Below are 5258 nucleotides of genomic sequence, written 5' to 3'. Positions count from 1 at the left end.
CTGCCTCATCGCTAACTTTGCAACAGTGCCGAACAGCTATACGTCTGGTCAGGTCTGGTGTTCTGATGGGGGGACCGGAACCCTCTAACGTTTACGATCTGTGCGTCGAAAGTGACTTTTAAGGCAAGGGCGGACACTATTGTATAAGGGCGGGAGCGGTACTTACCGCTCCGTGAATGCTAACCAATCACCGCGATGCCAAGTCGCTCCATGAGCAACGATGCCTGGTAGTTGTCCAACTTAACGCCTTGTAAATCAACGCCCCGAATATCTAAGTCACCCAACTCCGAATTGGTCAGATCGCAATGTGTGAAGTTTGCTGCTCGCCAGTCGAAAGTCGAAAACTCGCCGCCGGAGAGATCTGAACCACTGAACGTCGCGCCCAGTACCTGGGCACCTATCCAACGGTTTTCCCACAGCTCACACTTTTCCAACACGACTTTCGAAAAATTGGCGTAGCTTAGATTGGTATTCGTGATATATGCGCTACAAAACCAGGTGCGCGTGGTGATCATATTCATAAAGCTTGCGCCGCGGAAATCTGCGCCTTGTGCGCGGCAGTGGCGAATTTCAATGCCCAGCGCACTGGAATTGCGAAAATCCGCCATGGATAAATCACAGCTTTTAAAAATGGCATCTTTCAGCATCGCACGACTAAAATTGCACCCTTTCTGGCTTTCACGATCATAGAACTGACAGCCGATAAATTCAGTGCCGCTCAGGTCGGCACCTGAAAAATCACAGTTAAAAAATGTACTATTTTCAATTTTCTCACCGGTGAAACGGTTTCTGTCAATTTTTTCGCCAACGAGTGCCAGAGCCATATTTGTACCTGTTTTTTTTATACAGTAATGGCGTCATGGTAAACCCTGATGAGGTTATGCGTCAAATCCGCCAATATGACATCTGCAAATGTGCGTTAAATCTGGTGTTTTTTCAGCAAAGCGCGAAGCTGATGGTAAGTCAGACCCAGTAATTCAGCGGCTTTTTTCTGGTTAAATTTTGCCTGCTGTAAGCTGGTTTGTAGAAAGTCTTTCTCTTGCTGCTGCTGGAATTCACGCAGATCCAGCGGTAACCCTACAGACATCGGTTTAGTTTCCGGCGCCTGCGGCTGAGTAGTGTGGCGGCGGAAGGGGTCAATGATTATCTCATCCAGCGGGTAATCACTGGTTCCATGCCGGTAAACGGATCGCTCCACGACGTTTTTCAGTTCACGAATATTGCCCGGCCAACGGTAGTGGAGGAGAGTTTCTCTGGCCTCGGCACTAAAACCCGGAAACAGAGGTAATCCGATCTCGCGGCACATCTGAATGGCAAAATGGGGTTCTAGGGATTTTCCGTCCAAAAACGACAAAGTGCTCTGGAGGCCGCGCCGTCCGTGGCCTCCAGAGGGGTATTACTTTTCGCTGACGGGTAAATATCCCTCGATTGAGCGCATAAGCTCCTCCAGATCTGGCAATTTTTCGCTCAATTCGAAGTGGTAAGTCCCCTTGAGGTTAATGTTGTGCCAGGCCACAGGGGATGCCTGTTTGACGATATCTATTCTCTTGGTATCTCCTTGGTATTCGAAGCTGGTCAACAGCTGGCTGAGTATCCTGGAGTTGAAGTAAACGATGGCATTGGTGACCAGGCGAGCGCACTCATTCCATAGCTGGATTTCTTCGTCTGAACTGCCCCGGAACTGATCCCCATTGACGCTGCTCACGGCCCGACGCAGTTGGTGATAGGCCTCTCCCCGGTTCAGCGCGCGCTGAACATAGTTTCTTAAACTGGCATCATCGATGTAGCACAGTAGATAATTCGCTTTCACCAGGCGATTGTATTCCGTCAGGGCTTCCAGCAGCGGGTGATTGCGCTTGTACTCCGAGAGCTTTCTCACCAAGGTGGCTTGCGTTGTTTTCCGCTGCTTAAGTGATACTGCAATCCGTTGGATGGTATCCCAGTGCTGCGCAATACGATGGGTATTGATTGGCTTTTTTAAGCACAGCTGAATTCGGTGTTCTTTGTCTTCCTTGACATCAAACATGTCATTGATCACTTTGCCAACCTGGGCATAGCGTGGGGCAAACTGGTATCCGAACAGATCCAGTAACGCGAAGTTCACATGGTTCACCCCATGGGTATCGGTTGAGAGCACATCCGGAATGATGTCTGACGTATTGCTCATCAACAAATCAAAGATGTAGTGCGATTCATGTTCGTTGGCGCCGATCACTCTGGCGTTGATCGCAGCGTGATTGGCGATCAAGGTCATGGCAGAAACACCTTTTTGAGTGCCAAAGTACTTCGACGAATAACGGGTTTTGAAGGTCTCGCGCCGGGCTTCGAACTTTTGACCATCGGCACTGGCGTGGATCACATCTTCCTGGATGTTGTAGTACCGGAAGATGGGTAGCTTGGCTGTCGCGTTATTGATGTTGTCGTTAGCAGCATTCAATGTTTCCAGGCGAAGATAGTTCGCCTGGATAGTGCTGAGCTGATCATAGGTACGATCAGAGATCTGTGCCATGCCGTAAATGCCTTGATTGGTTGCATTGCCGACCAGAATTGCCAACAGGTCATATTCATGGGAACGGCTTCTGGATTGGGAACCCAGCACATGAGCGAAGCAGTCAATGAAACCGGTGTCACGATCAACCATGCGCAGTACATCCGCAATCCCCGTTGTGGGAATTTGCTGGAAGAAGGGATTGTTGACCAGATGATGTTTGCTGGCCGAAGGCAGGCGCCAGAAGCGTTTACCCTGCGGATTACGCAAGATGATATTCCGGTTGTCTTCCTGTTCAAGATATTCGCCGACTTCGTACAAACGGGTATCCAATTCCATGGCCATCTGTTTGATCAGCTTTTCAGGCTCCTCCGCTAATTTTGTAAAATGGCTCTGTTGAAGCAGCGTATATTTGTTTTTTCGCCAATGTTCCCCGTCGATCAGGTCGGCGTCGAGTGCCCGGTATTTAGTGATATCAGGCAGCGTCAGCTGGCCATTCAGGCGATCAGGAATCTGTTGATAGAGGAACCACTCATAACGATCGATCAGGATATTCCCTTCACCATCCAGCAGGAATTCACGTGATTTTTTGGAAAGGAGTCTGGTGTCGGCAGTTTGCAACTGAGCGTCCTGGCCGTTGAGTTCGTTTTGTGTTTTCGCCAAGGCGGCCGCTAAGTGCTGGGTGCCGTCGCAGCCTTCGAAGCGCAGACATAGGAACAACTCTCGCAGCAAACCTTTCCGCAGACTTTCTTTCTCGTCGCAGTACTGCCACATGGCTTCATCGACCGATCGTCGCTGCTCGTTCAGGAAGAGACATACAGATTCCAGATCCCTTTTGGTCAGCAGGCTCAGTGCTTGCTGTCTTACTGTTGCAAACGGTAGTTGCAGATCAATGCTGTCATCAATGAACAGGTGCAGTACTTCAGCTGCCTTGCTGACATTTTTAGCTGCTTTTTGCCAATCCTTAAACACCGCTTCCTGCGCATAATCCTTTGCCTTCTGTTTGGTCTGTCTGACATGATGCACAAAGCCATCGGCAATACGTTCCAGCGCTTGCTGCCATCGCGTTTGAAGATAGCACAATAAATACAGCCATTGGCTGCCTACGGTTTGACGTTTCAGTTTGGCACCGTAGTAGTCGACTTTCTCTGCCAGGTGTTGCAGATTTTTCTGCGACAGTGATAGCGTGCTCAACAGCAGATCCACTTCCGGCATCCAATGCTGGATATGGCGATAGACAATCAGTTCTTTCTCCAACTCGGTTCCGGTGAAGTTACGAGCCGATTGTCGCAACTGTCGGAACGGCAGTGGACCTGTGCCGTTCACGAGCTCCGCCAGTGCTTGCTTAAGACCGCGTGACATTGCACGCTCAAGGTGCGCGGCCATGTGTTCCTGTTCGTCTCCCACCACCTGACTGATGATCTTTTGCAGCGTGCTGTAGGCAGGGATTGCGATCTTCTGCCCCGAACAATATTCATTGGCCGCATCGAAGAGGTGCCTAGGCGCTGTCCAGGCTCTGGCTTGCTGGGATAAGTAATCTCTCAACGCCGCTCCATGGTCTTTGACATTCCAGCGCTGGTAGTTGCAGAGCTGGAAAACACGTTGGTAAATCCGTTCGTTCTCTTTTGGCGTGAGATTAAAGGGTCTACAGCCTGGGCCTGGTAGAACGGTTTGATAAACGTATTTGAGGTCCTGCTTGATCTGATGAAAGCCGGGATTCAGCACCACCGGCTTGGCTTTGAAATAGCCCAGCAGTACCACCAGCATGTAACGCTGGCCCCGATGACGGAGGCTTTTAGCGATCGCCAGTTCCTTATCGTTCAGCGAGAAAAAGAAGCGTTGGTCGGCGGAGGTGAAAGCGGGGGGTCCATATAACTCATCTTGTTCTGCCTCGGACAAGATTTGGACACGTTCTTCGAATGCCATGGATTTAGCCCAAAAAGACTAAATCTTACTCAAACAGAGCCCAAATAGGGATCTCGAAAAAAGTAATACCCCTCTGGAGGCCACAGACGGCGGGGCCTCCAGAGCACTTTGTCGTTTTTGGACGGAAAATCCCTAGAACCCCAAATTTGTCTCCGTCTTGATCCTCGATGAGATTACCTCGCAGAGAAATGGTCGCACCGTCATGCATCGTTTTGGCCTGTTCGACAGTCATGATTCTTGCATCTTCAGTCCCACGATAACCTTCATCCAGAGCGTGGGCTGGCGGTGGAGCTGTATCATTTTTCAACCCGCCGTTATCATCAGCAAGCGCTGGCGACAATAAAAAACAACATAATAATGGCGTTATGGATAATTTCATATGTTCTCCTTTTGCCAAGGTTGAAATGTTAAGTGTGGTTGCTATTTATTAACACTGCGAACTGGATAAGTCTCAAATAATATTGTTTAAATTAAATCTAACGTTGGTGGGGATATAAGCGCAACGGTAGAGGAAAGTAGGGGGGGTAATATTCCGAGAAAATTAAGTGTAGCTGGATAATATAGGTCATGCCATTCATTTTGGTCTACGCTTATTAGTCTTTGTGATAAATAATGAGAGGTAATTGAATGGCTGGCTTAAACAAGGAAAAAAAGACCATCAATAAAACCAATTCTGCGCGTTTTCCGGCGCCGCCTTTTCAACAGCAGCAGCAGCCCTTTCCCGGGCTGGCGGGGAAAATGCAACCGCGCCCCGATCATGGAGAAGACAGCTATCAGGGAAGCGGTCGCCTGAATGGGCGCAAGGTATTAATTACGGCACTGTTGCAAATAGTCGGTGGTGATA

The 5258-nt window shown here is 49.4% G+C and carries 3 protein-coding genes and 2 pseudogenes; 1 reads left to right on the top strand and 4 read right to left on the bottom strand.

What is annotated here, in order from left to right; all coding sequences use genetic code 11:
- Positions 1–179: 179 nt before the first annotated feature.
- The 4 genes and pseudogenes from GV764_RS02650 to GV764_RS02635 all read right to left on the bottom strand — a co-directional run bounded on the left by GV764_RS02650 (position 180) and on the right by GV764_RS02635 (position 4793).
- The gene (locus GV764_RS02650; RefSeq protein WP_014386481.1) at positions 180–824 is read right to left on the bottom strand and encodes a quinolone resistance pentapeptide repeat protein QnrB1; all 645 of its coding nucleotides are present in this window, start codon (positions 822–824) and stop codon (positions 180–182) included.
- A gap of 95 nt (positions 825–919) precedes the next feature.
- Positions 920–1321: pseudogene (locus GV764_RS02645) on the bottom strand (AAA-type ATPase lid domain-containing protein); the annotation flags it as partial.
- A 75-nt stretch (positions 1322–1396) separates the two neighbouring features.
- On the bottom strand, positions 1397–4414 hold the full coding sequence (locus tag GV764_RS02640) for a Tn3-like element IS3000 family transposase (protein ID WP_004199413.1): 3018 nt from the start codon (positions 4412–4414) through the stop codon (positions 1397–1399).
- A 25-nt stretch (positions 4415–4439) separates the two neighbouring features.
- Positions 4440–4793, bottom strand: coding sequence for a single stranded DNA-binding domain-containing protein (locus GV764_RS02635; RefSeq protein ID WP_022631167.1), 354 nt, complete (start codon positions 4791–4793; stop codon positions 4440–4442).
- Between the two features lie 248 nt (positions 4794–5041).
- On the opposite strand from GV764_RS02635, the pseudogene GV764_RS02630 reads away from it, so the two are divergent.
- A pseudogene (locus tag GV764_RS02630) lies at positions 5042–5258 on the top strand (NAD(P)-dependent dehydrogenase); the annotation flags it as partial.

This window comes from Atlantibacter hermannii (genome assembly GCF_009907385.1).
Classification (GTDB): domain Bacteria; phylum Pseudomonadota; class Gammaproteobacteria; order Enterobacterales; family Enterobacteriaceae; genus Atlantibacter; species Atlantibacter hermannii_A.
This window is presented reverse-complemented; position numbering and strand designations above follow the sequence as displayed.